This is a genomic window from Chryseobacterium sp. MFBS3-17 (assembly GCF_020687745.1).
Taxonomy (GTDB): domain Bacteria; phylum Bacteroidota; class Bacteroidia; order Flavobacteriales; family Weeksellaceae; genus Marnyiella.
This window is the reverse complement of sequence record NZ_JAJEWK010000006.1, coordinates 186892-208073: the sequence shown is the minus strand read 5'-3', so window position 1 is coordinate 208073 and position 21182 is coordinate 186892. Positions and strand designations below refer to the sequence as shown.

The window sequence follows — 21182 nt, the reverse complement described above, 5'->3', positions numbered from 1 at the left end:
GTTTCAAATTTTTCAGGTATTATCTTGTAATATACTCTTTACATCCTTCACTTCCGGCGGAAATACTGGTAGAGGTGCCGGGAATAATCATCACCGGTCTGCATACTCATAAAACCTGCAGAGGCCGCCTCAAAATCTTCCCGTACTTGTTTCTGCCGGCGGAGCTGTTCTTCTGCAAAATCATACCGCCATCGCTTGGAAGAGGTATCTGCCCAGAATTCGCGGCCGGTTTCGGCATCACGGAACAAAGCGTACCCCACATCCGGAATTTCATTATCCTTTTCATCGGAAATGCGCATTCCCAGTACCTGGTGTTTCTTTGATGCTATTCTCAGCATTTTCACATCATAATCATCGCCAAAATCGGAAAACATAAACACCAGCGATTTCTTTTTGAAGACACTCATCATATACTCCAGGGCCACCTCCATCCTGGCGGGAGCAGGAATGTAATCTGCACTCAGAATCGTACTGATAATGGCCAAAATATGCTTTCTTCCTTTCTGCGGCGGGATGACCTTGTATACTTTATCGGCAAAAAGAATCAGGCCCACTTTATCATTATTTCCTGCTGCCGAAAAACCAAGGCTGGCAGCAATTTCGGCTACAAATTCACGCTTGAGCTGCGTTTTGGTTCCATAATCCATAGAGGCAGAGATATCTACCAGCAACATCATGGTCAGCTCGCGCTCCTCTTCCATCACTTTTACAAACGGCTCACGAAAACGGGCAGTTTTATTCCAGTCAATCCTCCGGATTTCATCTCCGGACTGGTAAGGCCGCACCTCCGAAAAGGTCATCCCCTGTCCCTTGAAAGCACTGTGATACTGGCCCATAAGTGTCGCTTCCGACTTTTTACGAGTCCGGATTTCGATCTGTTTCACTTTTTTGATGATGTCCTGAATGTTCAAGGCAAAAAACTTTTTATCAATACAATAGGAGTTTCAATGGCACCATTTCCTAAACTTACGGCGCCTGCACTTTGCTCAGAATCCTGTCCACTATTTCATCTGCCGTTATCTCTTCTGCCTCTGCCTCGAAACTGAGACCGATGCGGTGGCGCAGTACATCTTTGGCAATATCCTTTACATCTTCCGGAATCACAAAAGCCCTGTTTTTCAGGAAGGCAATGGCACGGGATGCGATGGCCAGATTAATGGAGGCACGCGGTGATGCACCGAAACTGATATAGTTTTTCAGTTCTGCAAGATGATATTTCTCCGGATAACGGGTAGCAAAAACCATATCCAGAATATATTTTTCAATTTTTTCGTCCAGGTAAATCTGGTTGATGAGTTCTTTGGCCTTCACCACGGTTTCCAGAGAAATAACCGGCCGGATTTCCGGCTGGTGAGCGCTGGCTACCATTTTCATAATCTGACGCTCATCTTCCAGTTCCGGATAGTCAATTTTACACTTCAGCATAAAACGGTCACTCTGCGCCTCGGGCAGCAGATAAGTACCTTCCTGATCAATGGGATTCTGGGTTGCGAGCACCAGAAACGGTTTGGGCAACGGCATGGTTTCATCACCTATGGTAACCTGCTTTTCCTGCATGGCTTCCAGGAGTGCAGACTGTACTTTAGACGGCGCCCTGTTGATTTCATCAGCCAGCACAAAATTCGCAAATATGGGACCTTTCTTGATTGAAAAATCATTGTCTCTGATGTTGTAAATCTGGGTTCCGATGACATCTGCCGGCAACAAATCCGGGGTGAACTGAATACGCGAAAATTCACCGTGTACCGCTTCTGCCAGAGATTTGATTGCCAGCGTTTTGGCCAGACCGGGAACACCTTCCAGCAGTACGTGCCCGTTTCCCAGGAGTCCTACCAACAAACGATCTACCATATATTGCTGACCAATAATTGCTTTATTTATTTCCTGTTTTAAAAGCGAAAAAAAGTAATTCTGTTCCCTTACTTTTTCCGTTAATTGTTTAATATCTTCCGCTTGATGTAATTCTGACATAGGAGACTCTTATTAAAAGTGTAAATTTCTGATAAATACGCACACAAATCAACATAATTAATGCCATTAACAAGTTAAAGTTTGTTAATCTTTGTCTAAGCAAATTACGGTTTTACGTTTGTAATGCACCATCTTTGGGCAAAAAAACTCATAAAAATCTGTAAAATTGCCATTTTGCACTGATTTCTAATTGTGATTTTCAGTTAATTAAACTATTTTTGACGATTAAATAATATCAGCATGAATTATCATTTTCAGGCTCACAGACAAGTCCGAAAAAACCTTCTTGATATCCTGCAAAACACGTCGCAACAAGATTTAATCACAATTCCGGACGGATTCAATAACAATATGTACTGGAATATTGCCCATACGGTAGCCACGCAGCAGTTGCTGTGCTATTACCTGAGCGGCAACCCTTTCCGGATCGATAAATACTGGATAGAAAGTTATAAAAAAGGAACCCTTCCCAATCTGGATGTGCAGGCATCTGAAATTGAAGATCTGGGATTTCTGCTCATAGAAACTTCTCGCATTCTGATGAAAGATTATGATGCAGATTTTTTCTCGGATTACACGCCCTATACCACCAGTTTTGGTCTGGATCTGAAAAACATTCAGGATGCCATTGTATTCAACAACCTCCACGAAAGTCTGCATTACGGTTATGTATTGGCGCAGAAGCGGGCACTGATGGGAGAGCAATTTTAATAACGAACAATTACAGAAAAAATGGTGACCGGCGTGTACAATTTTGCACAACTCACCTGTTAATTTCAGTATCTGAAAAAAATGAAAGAAGACTTTATATTTGGTTTAAGACCGGTCATGGAAGCCCTGGAAGCCGGCAAAACCATTGACAAAATATTTTTACAGAACGGCCTGCAGGGTCAGATTTATGCCGAGCTGAAAACCATGCTCGCCAAAAACAACATCCGCGCCAATTATGTTCCGGTAGAAAAACTGAACCGCTTCACCCGAAAAAATCATCAGGGTGTGGTGGCATTTATCTCTGATGTACCCTTTGAGAAAATAGAGGATATACTGCCTCAACTTTTTGAGGAAGGGAAAACACCTTTTCTGCTTATTCTGGACCGTCTTACCGATGTACGAAATTTCGGCGCCATCTGCCGCACGGCAGAATGTGCAGGAGTCCATGCGGTAATTCTGCCGGAAAAAGGAGCCGCACCCATTAATTCTGACGCCATCAAAACCTCTGCAGGAGCCATTTACAACCTGAAAATCTGCAAGGAAAAAAATCTTGCGCATACGGTAGATTTTCTGCAGCAATCCGGGGTGAAAGTTTTTGCCGCCACAGAAAAAGCACAAAAACTGATTTATGAGGTAGATTTTGCTGAGCCTTGTGCACTGGTAATGGGAAATGAAGAAACAGGAATTTCTAAAGAGGTGCTGCATCATGCGGACGACAAAATTAAACTTCCCATTACCGGAAAAACCCAGTCACTGAATGTTTCTGTGGCCTGCGGGGCGATTTTGTACGAAGCCGTTCGACAGAAATTATCCGGAAATGCCATGCATTAAATATTCAAATGGATTAATTTTTGGTACGTTATGCAAATCCCATATACCATTTGAAATGAAAACATCAGTAAAAATCATATTGACCCTTACCACAGCCCTTTTCTCCACGGGATTATCGGCGCAGTTCAGCAGTTCTGAAAATCCGGACAAGGTGAAAAGTAAAGGATATACCAAAACAGCCAATCCTTTTACCCATTACCTCTACAAGAAAGGATTCCGCAATTATGACGTGGTAAAAAACGAAAACAAAACCGACGGCAAGACCACTGCCTATCACGAACTTCGCTTTCACAGTGTTTATCATCAGAACTATACCCAAAAACTGATGTATGATCAGTTCGGGCTCTGGCACAAAGAAATCAATACAGAAACCAAAGCACCTGCGCTGGTATGGAGAGATGTAAAACTGTTCCGGGATTCTCCGGAAACATTCCGCGTCTTTGCTCAGGGTGAACGCAGTTTCAGACACATGTATGCCTCAGTGTATGTATTTGATTCTCAGGAAAAAGACTGCCTGGCCGAAGACCACCCGCTTCGGGACCGGATCATTCAGTATTTTTCAGATAAAATCTGGAATCTCTCAGACAGCAATGCTTTTGCCGAAGCCTATAACAATACAGAAATCAGAAAGATAATTCAAACAAAATAATAATATCTACATGAATAAAATAGCAGGACTTGCACTCGTAACCATAGCCCTCACCGCTTGCAAAAAAGAAAATACCACCATTACCCGGATTGACCCTACCACCGGAGATACCATAAAAATAGAAGTGAAAGCAGAAGATTCTGCCAAGGTAGCGCAGGAAATGGAAGCCAAAGCAGCCATTAAAGACTCTGCAGGAATCTACACGCAGACACTGAAGCTGGAGCAGGGAAAAACATATCCGTTTACTACACGCCAGAAGGACCAGTCTACCACCACATTGCCAGACGGCAGCAAACAGAGCGTAACCCGCGAAAATACTGATGAAATTACATTTACGGTAAACAGTTTCGATAACAATGCGTATGATGTCACCATTAATTTCATCTCGAAGAAAACCACCCAGTCTGCCGAAGGACAGTCCCAAACGGTGGATACCAAAGCCGCTGCCCCAAAGGAAGAAGGCCTGAAAAACCGGTGGACCATTGATAAAGCCATGACGGGCAACACCCTGAAAATGAAAATAGACCAGTCCGGAAAAATACTTTCCATCACAGGTTTTGAACCCATTTATACGAAGTTTTCAAACACAGTAAATGGTCTTACTAAAGAACCTCAGGAAAGAAAAATGCTTCTGGAGCAGCTGAAGGCTTCTTTTAATGAAGAAATCCTGAGAGATCAGTTTTCCAAGAACATCTTCATTATGCCTACCAAAGGTGTCAAAATAGGTGAAAAATGGACTGTTTCTGAGAATGCATCGCCGGATGGAAAAGTAAAAATATCTTCTCATTTCACGCTGAAAAGTGTAAAAGACGGTGTAGCCGAAATTACGGTAACCGGTGGTATTCCCAAACAAAACCAAAAAGAAACACAGGGCGGGATTACCCAGACACTGGGATCTGAACTGGTGCAGAACGGCACCTACCGCTTTGATGTCAATACCGGATGGATCATCAGCCAGGACATCAAAGTAACCACGGAGCAGAGCCAGACCTTCAGCGACGGCAAAAATTCTGAAACCATGAAAAGCATCACCAACTCCAATGTCCTCGTAAACAGCAAATAAACTTTAGCAATGAAATTTATTCTTTTAACCATACTCAGTACCATCATCATTTTCTTTGTCTGGAATATTCTGAAGCGGTTATTTTTTACCAAATTTTACAATTTCAATACTCCTCAGAACGCAGATAAAAAAGAAAACCGGGGCGGCCGCGTGAGCCAGAAAGTAAACTGGGACGCAGAAACAGTAGATTATGAAGAAGTAAAAGAGACGAAGAAAAACAGTTAATATTTCATATTTTAGCCGGATGAAGAAAAATAATCTGATCTACATTGCAGGATGCCTTTTGTTGTTCATCATCATCGGCTTTCTGTATGCCAATCCTGTACTCAGCGGCAAGCAACTTTTTCAGCATGACATTGTACAGTATAAAGGTGGCGCCAGGGAACTACTGGACCACCGTGCCCAATATGGACAGGAAACCTACTGGAGTGACAGTATGTTTGGGGGAATGCCCACCTACCAGATGGGTTCCCAGTTCCGCGGAGATCTGATAAAGCAGGTAGACAATCTCCTGAATTTTCTTCCAAAACCGGTCAACTATCTTTTCCTGCTGTTTTCCGGATTTTTTCTGCTGGGTCTTGTAGCCGTGCGCAACTGGAAGTACGCCTTGCTGGGCGCAACTTTTTTCGGGCTCTCTACCTATTTTTACATCATCATTGCCGCGGGACACAACGGAAAAGTACACACCATTGCCTATTTCGCACCTCTGCTGGCCGGAATTCTACTGGTGTATATCCGCAAAAAATACATCACAGGTTTTATTGTGACCACCCTGTTTATGGGACTGCAGGTCGCTGCCAATCACCCGCAAATGTCCTATTACCTGTTCATTGGACTCGGATTTTTATTCCTTTCCGAACTGGTGCGTGCGGTGCTGGGCAAAACAGACTGGAAGCATTTCGGAATCGCTTCCGGTACGCTTGCGCTGGCATTTGTACTGGGCGTAGGCATGAATTCGCAAAGGATTATGGCTAATGCTGAATATGTCACCGAAACCGTGCGCGGAAAGCAAATTCTGACCCATGAATCCCAGACATCTGACAAATCGGGAATGGAAAAACAAAGTATTCTGATGTGGAGCTACGGCAAGTTGGAAACCCTAAACCTCTTCATTCCAAGACTTATGGGCGGCGGAAGCAGTGAGAAAGAAGGCGGACCGATGATGGAAAATATTCAGCAACTGGTGCAAGAAAACGCGCGTTCCCAAGCAGAAGTAGACAATATTGTTCGCGGACTCAGCAGCCCTACCTATTGGGGTGAGCAACCGGGAACCTCCGGCCCGGCTTACCAAGGAGCCATTGTAATTTTCCTCGCAGTTCTTGGATTCTTCTTTGCCCACAAGAAATACCGCTACTGGATTCTGGGAGCCTCCGTCCTCACCATCATGCTGGCGTGGGGCAGCAATCTGATGTTTTTGTCGGATTTATTCATTGATTTTGTTCCTTTTTATAATAAATTTCGCGCCCCAAGTTCCATTTTGGTTGTGGTAGAACTGCTATTCCCTATGATTGCCATTCTGGGGCTTTATCGCTTCTTTAAAGATCAAACATTAGATGAGGCTTATAAACAAAAAATATTAACCTCGGTAACTGCCGTTTTTACAGCAGTGATTTTGCTGCTGCTTGTGTTTGGTAAATCAATTCTCGGATTTTACAATGCCACAGAAAAAGCCTATCTTCCACCCTACTTGTTGGATTATCTGGCAGACGAAAGATACGGCATGTTCCGGGATGACGCCATCAAAGCACTTATTTATGTACTGATTTGTGCTGCCGTCCTTTTCCTTGGTTTAAAAAAGAAACTCGGACAAAATGTAGTCCTCATCATTATTGGCATGGTCAGTATTTTTGATCTTTGGACAGTCAATCAAAGGTATCTGAACGATGGTAATTTTGTGGATGCGATTTTTGCAGAAGAACCCTTTCAGACAGAAGTTACCGATATATTAATTGATAAGGTAGGCGACAACCGGGAATTGCAATCCCTGCTGATGCATGCCCATGTGAACAAAACACTGGAAACGATTGCAGAAAAAGACAAGGGCCATTACCGGATTTATAACCAGGCCATCAGTCCTTTTAACGAGACCAATACTTCCTATTTCAAATCTTCTGTAGGCGGATATCATGCCGTGAAACTGCGCAGGTATGATGATCTCATCGGACACTATTTCAGCAATCTGGACACCGTAAAAGTACCCAGAATTCTGAATATGCTGAATACGAAGTATATGATTTTTGGTGATGAACAACAGCCCGAAGCCGTACCTAATCCGTATGCCAACGGAAATGCATGGTTTGTTTCTGATGTGAAATTTGTGAATACACCTAACGAGGAAATAGACCAGATCGGCATTATAGACACCAAGAAAACTGCGGTAATCGCTGCTGCTGACAAAAAATATTTTGACGGAAAAACACTTGCCGCCGACAGCACTGCCACACTGAAACTCACCGATTATAAAGCAGATGCGCTGGAGTTCCGGACTCAGAGTAAAACCCCGCAACTGGCTGTTTTCTCAGAAATTTACTATCCGCACGGCTGGAAAATACTCATAGACGAAAAAGAGGTACCATACATCAAAGCCAATTATCTGCTTCGTGCAGTTCATATTCCGGCGGGCGAACATACCGTGCGCATGGTTTTTGAACCAGAAGTGATTGCCAGAGGCAAAATCATCTCTATGATTGCTTTCGGACTCTTCCTGGCATTGACCTTAGGAGGAATATGGAAACTCTATGAAAGGCGAAACTCGGATGCGGATTCAAGAGTTCATCAAGATAAAGTGGACGCCTAAAGATGTAATTGTTGGAAACACCGAAGAACATTCTGATCATTACGTATTACTGGCCCCCAGCTGGTGGTCCGGGTGTGCAGCGATGGCTGAAATTCGTGAAATACCTGCCGGAATTTGGCTGGAATCCTACGGTATTCATCCCGGAAAATCCCAGTTATCCCATAGAAGATTATACACTGAATGAAGAGGTGAATCCGGAGCTGGACATCATCAGAACCAGAATATGGGAACCCTACCAACTGGCCGAAATCTTCGGAAAAGACAATAAAAAATTCAAAGCCGGCCAGTTTGATGTTGGCCATCATCAAAACTGGAAATCCAGATTATCCATCTGGGTACGCGGTAATTTTTTCATTCCGGACGCCAGAGTGTTCTGGGTAAAACCATCAGTTCAATATTTAAGAAAATACCTGAAGGAGCATCAAGTAGATGCACTGGTCACCACTGGTCCGCCCCACTCGCTCCACCTCATAGGTCTGCAACTGAAGCAGGAATTCCCCACATTGAAATGGATTGCAGATTTCCGTGACCCCTGGACTGAAATTTCCTATTACCAACATCTGAAACTCACCAAAAGAGCTGACCGCAAACACCGTGATCTGGAACAGCAGGTTTTTGAAAATGCAGACATCACTTTGGCCACCAGTTATACAGATGCCGAGAATTTCAGCCGGAAAGGCGCCCGTGCTGTATGCATTACCAATGGTTATGACCAGCTATCCGAACCAGAACCCCATACAGTTCACCAAAAATCAGAACAATTTACCCTCACGTATACCGGTGTACTGGAGCAACTGCGCAATCCCCGGGTTCTATGGAACGTTTTAAATGAAATCATCGCCGAAAACACAGACTTTGCTGCTCATTTTCAACTGAAATTTGTAGGCCGCACCGATGATAAGATTATGGAACACATTCAGCAGTCGGCTTTAAAAAAATCAGTCATAGAAATGGGGTATCTGCCGCATGCAGAGGCAAATGCAGAAATGAAAAAAGCAGATATGCTGCTCATTACCAATTTTCCGCATGTACAATCCAAAGGAATTATCCCGGGTAAAATTTTTGAATATCTTGCCTCGGGAAAAACTGTTATATCTTTCGGACCTGCCGGGAGTGACGTTCACAGAATCCTTGAAGAAACAGGTGCCGGCCAACATTTTACTTATGATGAGCATCACCGGGTGAAGCAGTTTATTCTGGATTATTTTTTCCGGTGGAAATCGGGAGAAAAAATGTTATCACCCCGGAATATCGAACGTTTTTCGCGGAGAAATCTTACGCAGCAACTGGTAGAACTGCTTTAGCATCTCTGCATTTTGTCAGGTTTTCTGAGGATGAAAAAAGACTGCTTCAAACCGTCCATTCATCATTAATCACGGCGACCAGATACCATGTTCCGTGGTAACTTTCAAAGACCAGTCTCAGCGCATTCCAGTCCATTCCGCCATACTTATCGGTGCCCGGGATGAAATTTTCGGTAAAAAACGCATTGGGATACACCTCAGGAAGATTATTGAGTGAATTACCGGTGCCCCGAAACCGATTATAAAACAATTCAGCTTCTGCAAAGTTTCTTTTGTACACCCAGTTTCGGATGTATTCTGCCAGCGGCGTCACATACAATTCACCCGTACCGTCTTTGGCACCAAAAGTAAATTTGGTTTTAGCCGGGATAAATTTTACAAACTCCGCACGGGAAAAGCGCTTATCTTTTACTGTATCTACATGGGCATACATGGAGAACCGTACACCTTTTTCCGGATGAATATAAGTAGCCAGTTTCTGATAATCGCCATTTTTCAATGCCTTTATAATGCCTTGATTCATCTGGTGGATGGCATTGCGAACTGCCACTGAATCTTGCACTGGCCGGGGAGCGGCGTACATGGAATCTTTATCCTGAACCACCGTGGTATCCGGCGTTGCTGTTCCGGAAACCGGTGGTTTATCTTTATTACATGAAATGATGCTGATTACAGAAAGTATAACGACTATTTTTTTCATACCCTGGAGGATGCAAAAATCATGACACCCGGAACATCTCCCCTAAAATTCTTAAAAAATTAACAGTTGCGTAAAGCTTTAAACACATTTGTGACGTACATTTGCAAAAAACAAGAATGATGAACAGAAATATTCTGAAATTTCGCTTTCGCTATAAAAGACTTGCCGTAAAACTGCGCCGCAGAATATTTGTGAACGGTGAGATCTGATCAGTCATTTGCTTTTTTATAAGTTCGAATATAAATCGCCAACAATACTGGTATTTCTTTATATATTTGATAAAAATACCTAAGAATGTCTGACCCGTGTGCCCTACCCCCTGCTTCAAAAAAAGAATTCATTACTGATATAGGTAAAAAATTGGTTTCCGCTCACGGGAAGCAAGACTTTTATACTCCGGCCGAGGTGCAGGAAGCGCACAAAAACAGTAAGCAGTATCATGAAACAGATTATGCCTGCTGGGCCATGTCCGTGTTTTGTGACCAGTCATCCTTCAACCTTTATCATGAGTTGCGTGGAGAGGATTGTGACTATACAGCCATGAAAACTGAAATGCTGAAGGGAATATCTGCAGACCATTTCGCAAACCCTACAGAAATATCACACTTGGATGCAGATGCCTCCTGGCTGGAAACATTTAATATTGCAGATGGATTAGGAGAATTCTTCGGCAGTATCTTTGATGGTATTTAAAATATGCATGTATTCCGATGAAAAAAATTCTGTTCTTCCTCTTTATCCTCAGTGGGATTTTACTGATCATCTGTGGATTTGGCCACAACGAAAACGCAGATGCGGAAGAGCGCACTCTTGTGAAAGCTGAAGAAGCCCTCGCGTATGCGCGAAATAACGGAATGAATACTGATTTCTGCATCCTGATTGATATGAGCATCCATTCCGGCAAATATAGGATGTTCGTTTATGATTTCAAAGAACAAAAAACCATCCGAAAAGCACTCTGCAGCCATGGAATAGGGCGTGGAGACCGAAAAAGTACTGCTTCCCGGCCTCTCTTCAGCAATGAAGGCGGCAGCTGGCTTACCTCACTGGGAAAATACCGGCTGGGTGCCAGAAGTTACAGCCAGTATGGCATTAATATTCATTATAAAATGCACGGACTGGAACCGACCAACAACAATGCCTTTAAGCGCGTGGTAGTTCTGCACTCTTTTACTCCGGTACCATCCGCAGAAATTTATCCGGTTCATTTGCCATTGGGATTCAGCCAGGGCTGCCCGGTGACCGATGACCGTACGATGACGTATCTGGACGAAAAGTTAAAACCAACTGAAAAACCTGTGCTGCTCTGGATTTACAACCGATCTTTAAGTCAAAATACCCCGCAGTCCGCAGGGTATTAAAATCATTATTCTGGTCGGAATTATTCCGGTTTGTAGGAGTCTTTTAAAGTCACCGTCCGATTGAATACCAGTTTTTCATCTGTGGAATCCCGGTCTTTTGTAAAATATCCGATGCGCTGAAACTGGTATGGCTGGCCAATTTCTGCGTTTTTCATGCTGGGTTCTGCAAATCCCTGCACCACCTTCAGACTTTCAGGATTGATGTATTCCATAAAATCTGTTTCCTTTTCAGCATCCGGCTGCGGAATGGTAAACAGACGGTCATAAATACGCACTTCTACCGGCAGCGCATGGGCGGCAGACACCCAGTGCAGAGTACCTTTTACCTTGCGCAGACTTTCTTCTGTGCCACTCCCCGATTTAGATTTTGGATCGTAGGTTGCGTAGATGGCGGTAATGTGACCATTTTCATCTTTTTCTACTCGTTCTGCTTTGATGATGTAGGCAGATTTCAGCCGCACTTCGCCACCCAGTTTCAGCCGGAAGAATTTGTTATTCGCTTCTTCTTTAAAATCTTCCCGCTCAATATAGAGTTCTCTGCTGAAGGGAATCTGGCGGGTTCCTGCGTGTTCGTCCTCAGGATTATTCTCTGTTTCCAGCCATTCTTCCTCACCCTCCGGATAATTTTCAATGATGAGCTTCACCGGATCTACCACGGTCATCACACGGGTTGCAATTTTATTGAGATGTTCCCGCACAAAGAACTCAAGCAGTTGTACATCAATCAGGTTTTCCCGTTTGGCCACCCCCACTCTTTCTATGAAATTTTTGATTGCATCTGGGGTATAGCCCAGTCTCCGCATCCCGGAGATGGTAGGCATACGCGGATCATCCCAGCCGGTTACCGCACCTTCTGCTACCAGTCTCTGCAATTTTCTTTTAGACGTAATCATATAAGACACGTTCATTCTGGCAAATTCGCGCTGCTTGTTCCGCACTTTGGATTCATCATAAACCTGATCCAGGTACCAGTCATAGAGCGGCCGGTGATTTTCGAACTCCAGTGAGCAGAGGGAATGAGAAATCTGTTCTATATAATCGGATTCACCGTGTGCCCAGTCATACATGGGATAGATTTTCCATTTATCACCGGTTCTGTGGTGGGGTCTTTTCAGAATACGGTACATCACAGGATCCCGCATATTCATATTCGGTGAAGTCATGTCTATTTTAGCCCGCAATGACATGGAACCCTCATCAAATTCACCGTTTTTCATCCGTTCAAAAAGATCCAGGCTTTCTTCTGCGGGGCGGTTGCGATACGGCGATTCCTCCCCATCCTCGAACGGGGTTTTCCGTTGTGCAGTGATTTCTTCGGAGCTTTGTTCATCTACATACGCTTTGCCGTCTTTAATCATCTGCACGGCCCAGTCATACAACTGGTCAAAGTAATCTGAAGCATAAAGAACCTTATCATATTTAAATCCAAGCCAGTCTATATCTGCCTTAATGGCATCTACGAATTCCTGTTCCTCTTTTTCGGGGTTGGTATCATCAAAACGAAGATTTACCGGCGCTCCATATTTTTCGCCCAGACCAAAGTTGATGCAGATGGCTTTGGTATGCCCTACGTGCAGGTAGCCATTAGGCTCGGGCGGAAACCGGAACCGCAGGTCTTCCCGCTTCATGCCATTGCTCAGATCCTCTTCTATAATTTGCTCAATGAAATTGAGAGATTTTTTTTCTTCTTCCATTTTAATAAAGTATGCGCAAATTTAATGAAATATTAGGGTTCTGGAAAGACAGAGATTGATTATGCCCATTAAAATACCCATACCCGCATGCAGGATTACAGAAACAACAGTATAACCAGGCATCATAAGATCAGAACCAGGGATTATCTCACTGATAATAAGACCATAAAGTACAAAAGTACCGTAATGTTGATATCTTTAATTCCGGAAACCTCTATAGGGTTCGTGATATTTTGATTACTTTTAACGCCGAATTATTACCACCCTTCATGAAAATATTTGTTACCGGCGCTACCGGTTATATCGGAAGTTATGTTACAGAACTCTTACTGGCCGAAGGTCACACCGTACACGCCCTGTGCCGCGAACCCACCCGTGTGAGCATCACTCATCCGAATTTAAAACTCTTCAGAGGAGACATCACCCACCAGGCTGCCCTGCAGGAAGCGATGGAAGGATGCAGTCAGGTGTATCATCTTGCGGCCTATGCAAAATCGTGGGCGAAAGATCCTGCAATTTATTATCGGGTCAATGTAGATGCGGTGGAGCAGATCCTGAATATTGCACAGGAACAGCAAGTGGAAAAAATTGTGTTTACCTCTACGGCTGCAGTTCTGGGGCCATCCTACGGGACTCCACTGACCGAAAAAGACAGCAGAAAAGGTGAAGCACAAAACGAATACGAAGATTCCAAGGCGCAGGCCGAAGCGTTATGTCGGAGATATGTTCAAGAAAAAAACATGAACATTGTAATGGTGAATCCGCCACGCATATATGGTCCCGGTGTAGAACAGGAAAGCAATTCCATCACAAAACTTTTGAAACAATATGATGAAGGCAAGTGGAAAATTATTCCCGGAAACGGCGAAGGCATCGGGAGTTATGTACATGTGGAAGATGTGGCCCGCGGACACCTGCTCGCCATGAAGCACGGTAAACCGGGTGAGCGGTATATCCTCTCCGGCGAAAACCTCTCGTATAATGAGTTCTTCCGGATCATCAGGAAAACCACCGGAAAAAATTACAGACTTTATAAAATCCCCTTGCCCTTCATGCTTTTAGCAGGACATATGATGGTATTGAGGGAGAAACTGACCGGAATACCGCCGCTGCTCACCCCCAAGTGGATCAGAAAATACAATGAACATTATGCACTAAGTTCTGCGAAAGCTGAAGAGGAATTAGGCTACAAATTCCGTAAATTTGAAGAGGGATTAAAAGAAACGTATGACATCATCAAGAAAAACTGAACATCCTAAAAAATATGCATTGGTGACGGGCGGCAGCTCCGGCATTGGAGCCTCATTTGCAAGAGCGCTTGCAGCCAGAGGTCATCACGTTCTGATTGTAGCGCTGGATGATGATCATTTGTACCGTACCCGGCAGGAAATCACAGAGAATTACCCGGTAAGTTGCGAAGTATTCGGCATTAATCTGGCCGGAGAGCATGCTGCAACTGAGATCAGCAAGTGGATCAGTGACCACCAATTTTCAATCAACATCCTCATCAATAACGCCGGGATCGGCTCCAAGGAAGTTTTTGAAAACATTGAGACAGATTTTTACCGGAAACAACTCATGGTGAATGTGGTGAATACGGTTCTCCTCACCCGTTTGCTGGTAGAAAACCTGAAAGATTCCGGACCATCTTATATTCTGAACATGGGAAGTCTGGGCGGCTTTTTTCATATACCGGAAAAAGTGAGTTATGTGGCATCTAAGGCGTTTATTCACTCCTTCAGCAAGTCGCTTCGGTATGAACTGGAACCGGAAGGCATTCATGTGGTCCTGCTGTGTCCGGGTGGCATCATCAGTAATGAAAATACCAAAATGATTATTTCTGAACTGAAAGGAATTGCCCGAAAATCTGTGCTGGACTCCGAAGAACTGGCCGATATTGCGCTGAACCGGATGTTTGCCGGTGACCGCATCATCATTCCCGGACTGCTGAACAAGTCCTTTTACCACATTCAGCGGTTGCTGCCGGGATCGGTGAAATCACTGGTCATCAAACATCAGTTTGCCCGGAAAAGTAAATACAAAATGTAAAAATTTTCCATTTCCCGGGTTTTCACACAATAATCGGCGGTGATTTTCATTTTTAATAGTAACCGGTGATGAAGATAAACCTTTGACTTATGAAAAAAATAATACCCCTGGCTTTGCTCTGCTTTGCGGTTTCCGGTTCTGCTCAATTGCGGATTGACACCAAAAACCCAATACGCTCCATTAACCTGAAACTGAACAAATCCCAGGCTGCCGGTATAGAAAATTCGGGTGAAGGCGCTGCGGATCTTAATTTCAGAAAGATCACCTTGCCCCATACTTCGGCAGGCGCATATTCCATCAGCATTGCCAATCCTTATCAGGAAACCATCAAATTTGCCATCGGAACCAATGCTTTGATGCATATTGACCAGGTAGAACCCAACAGTGCCTGGCAACGGACACTGAATGACATCTGGGTCAATTTTGTTCTGAAAACGAAAACCAAAGAACAGTCCTATTCCCTTAAAACCGGAAACTGCTATTCCATTTTCTGGGACCGCGGCGCGCCGGGCTGGAATATCCGAAAGATAAAATGTGATGCATATCTGGAAAGCGATGCGGAGTAGATTATTTGAAATACAATAAATCTCCTTTCAGCGTAAGGGCGCTTTCAAAATTATTGGTAAAAAGCGCTCCTGTACCCAGACCTTGTGGCATCAGATTGTTCTTGGTAAATGTATATTGAGCAATGGCATTGAGGCCAATATTGCTTTCAAGCGCAGAGGTAATCCACCAGCCAGCACCCACCGCATCTGCTGCTGCAATCCACTCATCAGTACCGGAAAATCCACCTACCAGCGAAGGTTTCAGAATGATGTATTGCGGTTTTATGAATTCCAGAAGTTTTTGCTTTTCTGATTTTTCCACAATCCCGATCAGTTCTTCATCCAGCGCAATGGGAACAGGCGTAGATTGGCACAGCGCTGCCATCTCTGCGGGATTACCGCTCTTTTTGATGGGCTGTTCGATGGAATGAATATCCAGTGCGGCCAATTCCTGCAGCACCGTTTTGGCTTGTTCGAAAGTAAATCCGCCATTAGCATCTACCCGCAGTTCGAGTTGATCTTTTGAAAATTTGGAACGCAATGTGGTTAAAACTTTCTTTTCTTCGGGCCAGTTGACCCCTATTTTCAGTTTGATGCAAAAAAATCCTGCTTCCAGTTTCTCCTGAATCTGTTCTTCCATAAAGGCAACATCGCCCATCCAGATCAACCCATTGATGGTGATGAACCCTTTTCTTTCTGTGAAAAGTGACGGAAAATATAACGAACCGCCAAACTCCAGATTCCGGCAAGCCTGCTCATAGCCAAACCAAATGGAGGGATAATGTTTTAAAACCTCCTTCAGTTCGGTTTCCTCTGCATTGATGTGTGTACAAAGCCACTGTAATTTTTCTTCATAATCCGGAACATCGTCAGCACTCAAGCCCCGGAACAGGGCGCATTCCCCTACTCCTTTCTTTCCGTTGTATGTAATCTCCAGTATAAAGGTTTCCTTGGTATGCAGGACACCACGTGAAGTGCCGCCGGGTCTTTTAAATTCCAGAATGTGTTTATAGAAACGTGCTGTTTTCATCTTTTAAAAAGAAAAAGACGCGTGAGCCGCGTCCTGTTTATTGGTATTCAATCATTAATCTTTTACCGCGTCCATTCTCATGAATTCTTCGGCTTTCTCTACCATATTTTTGCTTCCGCAGAAAAAAGGAACCCGCTGGTGCAGTTCTGTAGGTTCTATTTCCAGAATCCGGTTGAATCCGTCAGATGCCTTACCGCCTGCCTGTTCTGCCAGGAAAGCCATCGGGTTGCATTCATACAGCAATCTCAGTTTTCCATGGGGTGCATTTGCGTAGGAAGGATAGATATAGATGCCGCCTTTAATCATATTTCTGTGGAAATCTGAAACCAGTGAGCCAATATAGCGCGACGTATAAGGCCGGTCTCCTTCCATCATCTGACAATATTTAAGATAATTCTTCACACCCTGCGGAAACTTGATATAATTCCCTTCATTAATGGAATAAATTTTTCCGCTTTCCGGAAACTGCATATTGGGATGAGATAAATAGTAGGTTCCCAGACTCGGGTCCAGGGTAAATCCGTTCACCCCATTTCCGGTGGTATACACAATCATGGTAGAGGAACCGTAAACCACATAACCCGCTGCAATCTGATTCACTCCTTTCTGCAGAAAATCCTGAAGCTGCACGGGTGTACCCGGTTCTGTAACCCTTCTGTAAATGGAAAAAATAGTCCCTACAGACACGTTTACATCAATATTAGAAGAACCATCCAGCGGATCTATCAGCACTACATATTTACTGAGGTGACCATTGGGACCGGATTTGATGTCAATAAAATCATCACTTTCTTCTGATGCAATCCCGCAGACCACTTCCCTCTGAGAAAGGGCGGTGATAAAGATTTCATTGGCCAGCACATCCAACTTTTGCTGCACCTCTCCCTGAACGTTGGTATTGCCTACATGTCCTATAATATCTGCAATTCCTGCTTTATTTACTTCTCTGTTTACTACTTTTGAAGCCAAACGAATGGCACTTAAAAGCCGGGAAAATTCCCCGGTTGAGTATTGGTTTTGATCTTGTTTATCAATGATGAATTCGCCTAAAGTCTGTAATGAATTTTCTGACATCTCTGAATTTTTGAAATTTCCACAAATTTCGGAAAATTCTTTCAATTAAAGGGAATCTGCAGGGAAAATCATTTAGTAAATTACGATGGCGACCTGTCTTTCGGTTACCGCTGTTTTTATTATTCGGGTTAAAACATTACTTTTGAAAATTCTAAAGAAATTCTCAATCAGAAATAATTATATTTAATTTATTGACAACAAGAGCATTACATGAAGGTTTTTAAGTTTGGAGGAGCATCTGTAAAAGATGCAGACAGTGTAAAAAATGTAGCCAAAGTTCTGGAATCTCAGGGCTTTCAATCCTGCCTTATGGTAGTTTCAGCCATGGGAAAAACCACCAATGCTCTGGAAGAGGTGGTGGACCTCTACTTTAAAAAGGAACATTACGATGGTAAAATACAGGAAGTAAAGGCTGCTCACATAGCCATTGCACAGGGACTCTTCAGGGAAAACCATAAGGTATTCGGGGAAATTGCGTTGTTTTTTGATGATATTGATTCATTTTTAAGACGAAACAAGTCTCCCAATTATAACTTTGTGTACGATCAGGTGGTGGGATGCGGCGAAATGATTTCTTCCATCATCATCAGTGAATATCTGAATGAGAAACAGTTTACCAACCAATGGCTGGACGCCCGCGACTATATCAAAACAGACGACAGTTACCGGGAAGGAAATGTGCACTGGGCAAAAACCGAAGCATTTATTAAAAACCTGAGACCGGATGTGAGTTATGTGACCCAGGGATTTATAGGATCTGACGACAACAACTTCACCACCACGCTGGGTCGCGAAGGCTCGGATTACAGTGCGGCCATCTTTGCAAATTGCCTGAATGCCGAAGCCATGACCATTTGGAAAGATGTTCCCGGCGTGATGACGGGTGACCCCAGAAAATTTGAGCACACCGAGCTCCTCAGCTGTCTTTCTTATGAAGAAGCCATTGAAATGGCTTACTACGGCGCCTCTGTTATACACCCGAAAACCCTGCAACCGTTACAGCAGAAGGACATTCCGTTTTATGTAAAATCGTTCCTGCAGCCAGAAAAGGAGGGCACCAAAGTAGGCCATCACAATAACCGTGAGAAAGCAGAAACCTATATATTAAAGGAAAACCAGCACCTGATCCGGATCTCTACCCGGGATTTTTCGTTTATTGCAGAAGACCATATCAGCCAGATTTTTAATTTGCTTGCCCGGTACAAAATCAAGGTATCACTGATGCAGAATTCGGCGATTTCACTGGCGCTTTGCCTGGAAGATAAATTTGACCATACCGATGAATTCCTTGGCGAACTTTCGGGTGAGTTTGACACAGAAATCATCAGAAACGTAACATTGCTTACGGTACGAAACAGCAATCCGGAAACAGCAGGCATCCATTATCAGAATAAAAACATCCTTCTGGAACAGGTTTCCAGAAATACAGTGCAGTTAGTTTCGGTATAATCCTATCAGCCAAAACAATCATCATGAGTTTAATTTCGAAACAGGATTTCATCAACGCTTCGGGACTTCACAAATTCGGAATTCTGAAACAGCCGATTTCTTCGGTCATCATGCATTTTGCAGGGGTAAATGCGGTAAATAATCTGTACAACAAGCTCCGGGACAAAAAAGGTACAGATTTTTTTGAGTCTTTCATTCGCGAGCGCAAACTAAAATATGTGGTTTTCGAAGAAGACCTTGCGAAGATTCCGAAAACAGGACCGTTCATCCTGGTTGCCAACCATCCGCTTGGCGCAATAGACGGGATTCTGATGACCAAAATCGTTTCTGAGCTGAGACCGGATTTCAAAATTATGGGCAATTTTCTGTTGTCTAAAATTGAACCTATGAGTCCTTACGTTATTTCGGTAAACCCTTTCGAAAGCCGCAAGGAGCTGCACAACAGTGCCACCGGAATGCGCGAAACCCTGAAACATCTGGAAAACGGCGGTTGCGTGGGAATTTTTCCTGCCGGCGAGGTTTCCAATAAAAATAACAAGTTCGGTGAAATTATGGACCGGAACTGGGAAAGAACTGCCATTAAACTCATTAAAAAAGCACAGGTTCCCGTGGTGCCCATGTATTTCCATGCCAAGAACAGCGCAAAATTCTACAGACTGGCAAAAATTCATCCGAATTTACAGACCCTGCTCCTCCCGTCTGAAATGATGCACAGCCGTGAGAAACCCATACGCCTCAGAATTGGTCGTCCCATCTCGCTGAAAGCAATTGCAGACCAGGAAGATCTGGAAGAACTGGGAGAATTTCTGAAGCGCAAGGTGTACATGATGAAGTCTTATTATGAAAGAAGAAAATCACTGCCGGACATTCTGAAACTGCCCAATCTTTCCCTGAAATTCCCCCTGCTGAAAGACGCTAATATCATTCAGAACATCATAGAGGAAACCCCGCAGGAAGACCTGAAAAAAGAGATTGAATACCTGAAAGCCCATGACAAGCTGTTTTTCTGCAACGGAAACTACGAAGTGTATTTCTGCAGTTATCAGGAAATCCCTTCCATCATGCGGGAAATAGGCCGGCAGCGCGAACTCACCTTCCGCCAGATTGGAGAAGGCAGCAATCTGCCCTATGATCTGGATGAATATGACCAGCATTATTACCATTTATTTCTGTGGGACAGTGAAGCCGGCAAGCTGGTAGGTGCCTACCGCATGGGGCTGGGCAAGGAAATTATGAAAAAGCACGGCGTAGCAGGGTTCTACACCAGTTCACTTTTTGAATTTGACCAGGAACTGCATCCGTTTTTCCGGAAAGTCATTGAGATGGGGCGGGCTTATATCCTGCCGGAATATCAGATGAAACCGCTGCCATTGTTTTTGCTCTGGCGGGGAATTGTACATGTATGCCTGCGGAATCCGGATCACAAATTCCTGATGGGAGGCGTGAGTATTTCTGATAAATTTTCAGATTTTTCCAAATCGCTGATTATAGAATTCATGCGCTCCCATTACTACGATTCTGCTGTGGCGCAGTATATACACCCGAAGCACGAGTTTAAAATCAAGCTGCGGGACCGGGATAAGCATATTTTTCTGGACGATCTGCAGGCCGACCTGAATAAACTGGATAAAATCATAGACGATCTGGAGCCCGAACTGCGGCTGCCGGTGCTGATTAAGAAATACATCAAACAAAACGCGAAGGTGGTTGCATTTAATGTAGATCCGAATTTCAATGATGCCATAGACGGTTTGATGTACATACGCATCAGCGACCTTCCGGAGAGCACCATCAAGCCGGTGCTGGAGGAACTGAGTGAGGAAATCCGCAAGGAGCAGGAAAATAATAAAGTTGAAAATCAGGAGGTTCAGTAAAAAACGCATAAAATTCCCGAAAACGCTTGCATTGTAAGGAAAAACATATTACTTTTGCACCACTTTAAACAACGAAGCAA

At 43.8% G+C, this 21182-nt stretch carries 20 protein-coding genes; 14 read left to right on the top strand and 6 right to left on the bottom strand.

Going from position 1 to position 21182, the window contains the following annotated elements:
• Nucleotides 1–47: 47 nt before the first annotated feature.
• Nucleotides 48–911: a DUF58 domain-containing protein gene (locus LKO26_RS04550; protein WP_227586660.1), complete on the bottom strand. Its 864-nt coding sequence runs from the start codon at nucleotides 909–911 to the stop codon at nucleotides 48–50.
• A gap of 55 nt (nucleotides 912–966) precedes the next feature.
• Complete coding sequence (locus LKO26_RS04545) at nucleotides 967–1971, bottom strand: AAA family ATPase (RefSeq protein WP_227586659.1); 1005 nt, start codon at nucleotides 1969–1971, stop codon at nucleotides 967–969.
• 240 nt (nucleotides 1972–2211) lie between these two features.
• Between LKO26_RS04545 and LKO26_RS04540 the strand changes: the two genes are divergently transcribed.
• From LKO26_RS04540 to LKO26_RS04510, 7 genes are all read left to right on the top strand, one after another.
• Complete coding sequence (locus tag LKO26_RS04540) at nucleotides 2212–2682, top strand: DinB family protein (RefSeq protein ID WP_227586658.1); 471 nt, start codon at nucleotides 2212–2214, stop codon at nucleotides 2680–2682.
• Between the two features lie 81 nt (nucleotides 2683–2763).
• Nucleotides 2764–3513: a 23S rRNA (guanosine(2251)-2'-O)-methyltransferase RlmB gene (gene rlmB / locus LKO26_RS04535; protein WP_227586657.1), complete on the top strand. Its 750-nt coding sequence runs from the start codon at nucleotides 2764–2766 to the stop codon at nucleotides 3511–3513.
• 55 nt (nucleotides 3514–3568) lie between these two features.
• Nucleotides 3569–4162, top strand: a complete 594-nt coding sequence (locus tag LKO26_RS04530) for a hypothetical protein (protein WP_227586656.1) — start codon at nucleotides 3569–3571, stop codon at nucleotides 4160–4162.
• A gap of 10 nt (nucleotides 4163–4172) precedes the next feature.
• A complete protein-coding gene (locus LKO26_RS04525) occupies nucleotides 4173–5225 on the top strand; it encodes a DUF6263 family protein (protein ID WP_227586655.1) in 1053 nt (350 codons plus the stop codon).
• Nucleotides 5226–5234: 9 nt separating this feature from the next.
• Nucleotides 5235–5450: a hypothetical protein gene (locus LKO26_RS04520; protein WP_227586654.1), complete on the top strand. Its 216-nt coding sequence runs from the start codon at nucleotides 5235–5237 to the stop codon at nucleotides 5448–5450.
• A 19-nt stretch (nucleotides 5451–5469) separates the two neighbouring features.
• Entirely contained in the window at nucleotides 5470–8022 is a 2553-nt protein-coding gene (locus LKO26_RS04515) for a YfhO family protein (protein ID WP_227586653.1), read from the top strand.
• An 11-nt stretch (nucleotides 8023–8033) separates the two neighbouring features.
• The gene (locus LKO26_RS04510) at nucleotides 8034–9326 is read left to right on the top strand and encodes a glycosyltransferase (protein ID WP_227586652.1); all 1293 of its coding nucleotides are present in this window, start codon (nucleotides 8034–8036) and stop codon (nucleotides 9324–9326) included.
• 46 nt (nucleotides 9327–9372) lie between these two features.
• On the opposite strand, the gene LKO26_RS04505 is transcribed toward LKO26_RS04510, so the two are convergent.
• Complete coding sequence (locus tag LKO26_RS04505; RefSeq protein WP_227586651.1) at nucleotides 9373–10026, bottom strand: hypothetical protein; 654 nt, start codon at nucleotides 10024–10026, stop codon at nucleotides 9373–9375.
• A 360-nt stretch (nucleotides 10027–10386) separates the two neighbouring features.
• Between LKO26_RS04505 and LKO26_RS04500 the strand changes: the two genes are divergently transcribed.
• Both LKO26_RS04500 and LKO26_RS04495 read left to right on the top strand, forming a co-directional pair.
• A complete protein-coding gene (locus LKO26_RS04500; RefSeq protein WP_227586650.1) occupies nucleotides 10387–10719 on the top strand; it encodes a hypothetical protein in 333 nt (110 codons plus the stop codon).
• 17 nt (nucleotides 10720–10736) lie between these two features.
• Complete coding sequence (locus LKO26_RS04495; protein ID WP_227586649.1) at nucleotides 10737–11387, top strand: murein L,D-transpeptidase catalytic domain-containing protein; 651 nt, start codon at nucleotides 10737–10739, stop codon at nucleotides 11385–11387.
• Between the two features lie 20 nt (nucleotides 11388–11407).
• On the opposite strand, the gene LKO26_RS04490 is transcribed toward LKO26_RS04495, so the two are convergent.
• Nucleotides 11408–13081 carry a glutamine--tRNA ligase/YqeY domain fusion protein gene (locus LKO26_RS04490; protein WP_227586648.1) on the bottom strand — a complete coding sequence of 558 codons (1674 nt, stop codon included), beginning with the start codon at nucleotides 13079–13081 and terminating at the stop codon, nucleotides 11408–11410.
• A 269-nt stretch (nucleotides 13082–13350) separates the two neighbouring features.
• Here LKO26_RS04490 and LKO26_RS04485 point away from each other — a divergent pair, with 269 nt between their 5' ends.
• The 3 genes from LKO26_RS04485 to LKO26_RS04475 all read left to right on the top strand — a co-directional run bounded on the left by LKO26_RS04485 (nucleotide 13351) and on the right by LKO26_RS04475 (nucleotide 15696).
• Nucleotides 13351–14331 carry an SDR family oxidoreductase gene (locus LKO26_RS04485; RefSeq protein ID WP_227586647.1) on the top strand — a complete coding sequence of 327 codons (981 nt, stop codon included), beginning with the start codon at nucleotides 13351–13353 and terminating at the stop codon, nucleotides 14329–14331.
• The gene (locus LKO26_RS04480) at nucleotides 14309–15130 is read left to right on the top strand and encodes an SDR family NAD(P)-dependent oxidoreductase (protein ID WP_227586646.1); all 822 of its coding nucleotides are present in this window, start codon (nucleotides 14309–14311) and stop codon (nucleotides 15128–15130) included. Before LKO26_RS04485 ends, LKO26_RS04480 begins: the two co-directional genes overlap by 23 nt.
• Nucleotides 15131–15219: 89 nt before the next feature.
• On the top strand, nucleotides 15220–15696 hold the full coding sequence (locus tag LKO26_RS04475; RefSeq protein WP_227586645.1) for a hypothetical protein: 477 nt from the start codon (nucleotides 15220–15222) through the stop codon (nucleotides 15694–15696).
• 1 nt (nucleotide 15697) lies between these two features.
• Here LKO26_RS04475 and LKO26_RS04470 read toward each other — a convergent pair whose 3' ends face one another.
• Nucleotides 15698–16705, bottom strand: coding sequence for an o-succinylbenzoate synthase (locus LKO26_RS04470; RefSeq protein WP_227586644.1), 1008 nt, complete (start codon nucleotides 16703–16705; stop codon nucleotides 15698–15700).
• 54 nt (nucleotides 16706–16759) lie between these two features.
• Entirely contained in the window at nucleotides 16760–17779 is a 1020-nt protein-coding gene (gene fbp, locus LKO26_RS04465) for a class 1 fructose-bisphosphatase (RefSeq protein WP_227586643.1), read from the bottom strand.
• A gap of 210 nt (nucleotides 17780–17989) precedes the next feature.
• Between fbp and LKO26_RS04460 the strand changes: the two genes are divergently transcribed.
• Together LKO26_RS04460 and LKO26_RS04455 are read left to right on the top strand one after the other, a co-directional pair.
• A complete protein-coding gene (locus LKO26_RS04460) occupies nucleotides 17990–19228 on the top strand; it encodes an aspartate kinase (RefSeq protein ID WP_227586642.1) in 1239 nt (412 codons plus the stop codon).
• 23 nt (nucleotides 19229–19251) lie between these two features.
• Nucleotides 19252–21102 carry a lysophospholipid acyltransferase family protein gene (locus LKO26_RS04455; RefSeq protein WP_227586641.1) on the top strand — a complete coding sequence of 617 codons (1851 nt, stop codon included), beginning with the start codon at nucleotides 19252–19254 and terminating at the stop codon, nucleotides 21100–21102.
• The last annotated feature ends 80 nt before the right edge of the window (nucleotides 21103–21182 follow it).

Coding starts and splice junctions, on each gene's coding strand:
- LKO26_RS04545 (WP_227586659.1), bottom strand. CDS start 1,971: ATGTCAGAATTACATCAAGCGGAAGATATTAAACAATTAACGGAAAAA.
- LKO26_RS04540 (WP_227586658.1), top strand. CDS start 2,212: ATGAATTATCATTTTCAGGCTCACAGACAAGTCCGAAAAAACCTTCTT.
- rlmB (WP_227586657.1), top strand. CDS start 2,764: ATGAAAGAAGACTTTATATTTGGTTTAAGACCGGTCATGGAAGCCCTG.
- LKO26_RS04530 (WP_227586656.1), top strand. CDS start 3,569: ATGAAAACATCAGTAAAAATCATATTGACCCTTACCACAGCCCTTTTC.
- LKO26_RS04525 (WP_227586655.1), top strand. CDS start 4,173: ATGAATAAAATAGCAGGACTTGCACTCGTAACCATAGCCCTCACCGCT.
- LKO26_RS04520 (WP_227586654.1), top strand. CDS start 5,235: ATGAAATTTATTCTTTTAACCATACTCAGTACCATCATCATTTTCTTT.
- LKO26_RS04515 (WP_227586653.1), top strand. CDS start 5,470: ATGAAGAAAAATAATCTGATCTACATTGCAGGATGCCTTTTGTTGTTC.
- LKO26_RS04505 (WP_227586651.1), bottom strand. CDS start 10,026: ATGAAAAAAATAGTCGTTATACTTTCTGTAATCAGCATCATTTCATGT.
- LKO26_RS04495 (WP_227586649.1), top strand. CDS start 10,737: ATGAAAAAAATTCTGTTCTTCCTCTTTATCCTCAGTGGGATTTTACTG.
- LKO26_RS04490 (WP_227586648.1), bottom strand. CDS start 13,081: ATGGAAGAAGAAAAAAAATCTCTCAATTTCATTGAGCAAATTATAGAA.
- LKO26_RS04485 (WP_227586647.1), top strand. CDS start 13,351: ATGAAAATATTTGTTACCGGCGCTACCGGTTATATCGGAAGTTATGTT.
- LKO26_RS04480 (WP_227586646.1), top strand. CDS start 14,309: ATGACATCATCAAGAAAAACTGAACATCCTAAAAAATATGCATTGGTG.
- LKO26_RS04475 (WP_227586645.1), top strand. CDS start 15,220: ATGAAAAAAATAATACCCCTGGCTTTGCTCTGCTTTGCGGTTTCCGGT.
- LKO26_RS04470 (WP_227586644.1), bottom strand. CDS start 16,705: ATGAAAACAGCACGTTTCTATAAACACATTCTGGAATTTAAAAGACCC.
- fbp (WP_227586643.1), bottom strand. CDS start 17,779: ATGTCAGAAAATTCATTACAGACTTTAGGCGAATTCATCATTGATAAA.
- LKO26_RS04460 (WP_227586642.1), top strand. CDS start 17,990: ATGAAGGTTTTTAAGTTTGGAGGAGCATCTGTAAAAGATGCAGACAGT.
- LKO26_RS04455 (WP_227586641.1), top strand. CDS start 19,252: ATGAGTTTAATTTCGAAACAGGATTTCATCAACGCTTCGGGACTTCAC.